3 protein-coding genes are annotated in these 3968 nt (G+C 61.7%); 2 read left to right on the forward strand and 1 reads right to left on the reverse strand.

Annotated elements, in window-relative coordinates:
* Positions 1-208: hypothetical protein (locus SMC3_RS09460; protein WP_207799735.1), on the forward strand; the 208-nt coding region annotated here is incomplete at its 5' end.
* A gap of 155 nt (positions 209-363) precedes the next feature.
* On the opposite strand, the gene SMC3_RS08710 is transcribed toward SMC3_RS09460, so the two are convergent.
* Positions 364-1419, reverse strand: coding sequence for a copper amine oxidase N-terminal domain-containing protein (locus tag SMC3_RS08710; RefSeq protein WP_119088170.1), 1056 nt, complete (start codon positions 1417-1419; stop codon positions 364-366).
* A gap of 120 nt (positions 1420-1539) precedes the next feature.
* Here SMC3_RS08710 and SMC3_RS08715 point away from each other — a divergent pair, with 120 nt between their 5' ends.
* Positions 1540-3576, forward strand: coding sequence for an O-antigen ligase family protein (locus tag SMC3_RS08715; protein WP_119090069.1), 2037 nt, complete (start codon positions 1540-1542; stop codon positions 3574-3576).
* Positions 3577-3968 lie beyond the last annotated feature (392 nt).

Below are 3968 nucleotides of genomic sequence, written 5' to 3' on the forward strand. Positions count from 1 at the left end.
GAGTGCGGTAACCTCGCAAGCCGCTACTCGGACTTCATCCTCGCCGACTCTCCCGTTGGATACTGGCGTCTCGGGGATCACGACGGGGATCAAGGGAGACGCTGACGGACTCTGGACGATCGCAATCGGTGCCGGTGATACGCTCCGCTTCAACGTGGACAGTGTCACGACTGTTACTCGCGTGACGCCGGTATTCGTCAAGCCCTGAGCATCACTGACAGGTTTGCAGCACGATCAAGCGCTGGTTGCATGCTGGCGCTTCACCATACGGTGCCGCCCAGAATTCCAGGGGCAGATCCGGCGCATACCCTGAAGCTCACGTTTCACTCATCCTAGACACTGCGTGCCAACCAATCAGTCGTTCTATCCACCGTATATGACGGTGACCCTCCTGGTGCTTTGATCCCAGCCTACCAGACAACCCAGATTCTCAGCCACGAAACGCAGGGGGATCATGGTACGGCCACCAATGATGGCGGGTGCCATACTCATCGCCTTATTGCCTCCGTCCACCGTTGCGGTTGTCTTGCCCACCCAGGTGGTGACCGTGCGTGAGCCGAGTCGGATGTCGAGGCGACGAGTAGCTGCGTCCCAGCCCACGTTTCCTCCGAGTGACTCGACGATGGCACGAATGGGAACCATCGTCGTACCATTGCTGATGAGGGGCTTGGTCCCCTGCGCATCGATGGGCTTGATCACGCCGCCCACCGTCATGCGGGGACTGCCGACTTGGAGACTAATGATGGTCCTTGGCACAGGACCGACCGTGATCGTGAAGTTTGGCAGCGTGTAGCGCATGAGTAGCAGGTACCGAACATAAGAGTGCAGGGTGTTGAGCCCGGTGCCCAGACGGAGCGTCGTACTGAACCGATAGTCCTTGCCCACTGCAAAGGAGATCGACCCCCGCGTCTGAGCGTCCGCCACATATCCTTTCACGGCGCCTGCGGGCTTGTGTGTCAGCTTGCCGGCCAGCCCCAGTGTCCCGCTGGTCCCGTCATAACTGAAAGTCATCACGGGAAGCACATACCGGGCAACCGACGGGATGGCAGGCAGGTTCAGCAGCATCGAGAATCCGGGCCGACTTATGCCAACCACGGCGATCGTCGCCGTTCCAGCCAGGGGAAACGACGCAGAGAAGACGCCCGTTGCACTCGCCCTGGACTGGCGCCCGTTGATCACGACCAAGGCGCCTGCATCTGTCTTCCCCTGAATCGTGACGTTGCCTGACGCAACGTTGATGGTCCCTGTCAAGGACGAGGACAATACAGCACACACGTGTCCGGGGGTTGCCAGTATCAGGCACATCACGAGAACCGACACCAGGAGAGTTGAGGTTCCTCGCCTCAATGTGGACATGTTGAGCCTCCACGGACGCGCCAAGACCTCAAACACACCCATCAGCATGAGTCCATCTTCCATGGTCGTCCTCCATCACAACGCGTCAGGAACCTGAGCCAGTCTCTTCACGAGTATACGTCTGTTTCTACAATCGAGACGACCGCGAGTTGCAGGGGCACGTGCGGCGCATACAATGAACGCATGAGAAAACGACTGTTCATGCTGTCCACTCTGCTCCTGCTGGTCGGCCTCGCTGTCGGGACCCGGTACGGAGATGTCGTCCTGTATACCGCCGACTGGGTGTTCGCGGCTGCCACGCTGGTCGTCTTCGCCGCCTGGTGCTTCTGGTGGCTGCCGGACCATCGCCTGGTGGCACTGTCGCTCGACTGGTCGTCGCTGCTGCTGGTGGTCGCCGTCATCGTTCTGACCCTGCTGTCCCCGTACGGGTATGGCGCACAGGTCGAGGCTGCCAAGCTAGGCAGTGCCTTCCTGCTTGCGGTTATGGTCCTCAACCTGGTCCAGGAGCGCGGAGACTTGCAGTTCTTCCTGAACGGTATCCTGTTCCTCGGGATGGGCATGGCGGCTGTCTCCTTTGCGTACTACATGGCAGCGATGTCACCACTATTCTACTTCACCCCCCTGTGGGCGAGCAACCTGCAATATCACTTCGTCGTGAACGGTCAGCTGTGGGGGCTGTGGCAGTATCACAACTCCTTTGCCGGGTTCCTCGTCCTGTGCATTCTGCTGAGTGTCGGCATGGCGACGGGTGACAAGCGTCGCGACTGGCGCCTCCTGTATGACGCCTGCGCGGGCTTCCTGCTCATGGTGCTGTACCTCACCACATCGCGGGGGGCATTCCTGACGGGTATCCTCGGCCTGATCGCGCTCGTCCTGCTTGCTCCGCATGGCTGGAGGGGGCGCATTCTCCTGCGCGTGCTCATCGTCGGTGCTGCGGCAGCAGGGTTCACCGTGCTCAATCGGGTGACCTGGGCCACGGCGGTGCTCAACGCAGACAAGGGAGCAGCGCTGGGCACCTTTGTCACGGGTGGCGCCGACCAATCCAACGACACACGCGTCCACCTGATCGTGCTGGCGCTGCGCCTGTTCAGCGAACACGTCTGGGCGGGCACGGGGCTGGGAACCTTTCCTCACGTGTGGACCGCGTTCGAGTGGGTGCCGGATGTGTCCCGCCGCATCGACCCACACTCGTTCTTCTTCCGCTTCCTGGCCGAGACCGGCCTGCTGGGGACCGTACCACTGTTCACCTGGATCGTGCGGCGCGGCCTGCATGGTCTTGACCGGGTCTTCGGCTCGTGTGAGGACATGGCGGTCACCGGCCTGTGGGCGGGCACCCTCGCCTACTTCCTGCACATGTGCATGGATGTCGACTACGTCTACGCCGTGGCGCCTGCCGTCCTCTTCCTCTGCCTGGCCCTGCTGTCGACCCGCACCGTGACGTATGACCTGCTCAGCCGCGATGACCGCCACACGATGGTCCGCCATAGGCGTATCTCGTGCCTGATCGCGGGCGGGCTCGCCCTCCTGCTTGCGCTGGTGCCCATCCAGCGCGGGGTCGCGTCGCTGTACGCACTGCGCCTGGGGGGACTAGATCCTGTCACAAAAGCTGAGCGCCTGACGGATGCCGTGGTGCGCGACCCCGGCAACGACATGTACTGGAACCTGCTGGGCAGCACGTATGCCAGTGCGCTCGCGGGCGGCGTAACAGGCCCGGTCACCGACGCAGCGCGATCCGCCTTCGTACAGGCCCGGACTCTGACGCCTGAGGATTACCGTCCCTGGTGGAGCCAGGGCATGCTGGAGCTCAACCTCAAGAGCCCCACAGCACTGACCTGCCTGCAGCAGGCCGAGCGATTGTATCCGACGCTGGCCGGCATCAAGGGATGGCTGGCGCTGGCCATGGTCTACGTCGGGGACGACGTGCCAGGCGCGGAGGCGAAGGCTGCTGAGGCGCTGGCCATCACGAAGGGAGAGCCATATGCGGTCACAGCACAGGCCTTCTGCGCACTTGCGCGAGGAGAGACCGCGCGCGCCAAGGAACTGCTGAATGGCGTCGCCCGCCAGGGGTTCACCAACACCTTCGCCTACTACGGCCTGTCTCTGTGCTACCGCGCTGTGGGTGACACCGCGATGGAGCGCTCCGAGCTGGTCTACTCCCACCGCATCAACCCCAACCTGGTGGAGGCCATGGCTCGCCTGCGAATCCTTTCCCCTTTGTGATACGCTGCTCAATAGGAAAGGGTGGTACATAGACACGGACAAAGAATGGATTCCCGCCTTCGCGGGAAGCACCCCTCAGAACGCCCCTCGCATGGGACTAACATACTCGGGGGTATTGAAAAGAAATACTCGGAGGGAATGACGAACCGGGCCTTCGCCGAAAGCACCCCTCAGAACGCCCCTCGCATTGAAAAGAAATGCTCAGGGGTATTGAAAAGAAATACTCGGGGGGAATGACGGAAGGCGGCGGGAATGAGCAGCTGACCCCATATCACAACTCTTCGATGGAGCCCAACAAGGCGATCGCGTACAGTGGAATATTCACCAGCCATGATTCCTTTCGGAAGTTCGACAGGGAGGTCCGGACTGCATACGCCGGAGCGTACCTGTCA

It is taken from the genome of Candidatus Cryosericum hinesii (assembly GCF_003570985.1).
GTDB lineage: Bacteria > Caldisericota > Caldisericia > Cryosericales > Cryosericaceae > Cryosericum > Cryosericum hinesii.

What these genes read in the sequence shown, in the direction of transcription:
- SMC3_RS08710 (WP_119088170.1), bottom strand. Translation starts at nt 1,419, where the DNA reads ATGGAAGATGGACTCATGCTGATGGGTGTGTTTGAGGTCTTGGCGCGT.
- SMC3_RS08715 (WP_119090069.1), top strand. Translation starts at nt 1,540, where the DNA reads ATGAGAAAACGACTGTTCATGCTGTCCACTCTGCTCCTGCTGGTCGGC.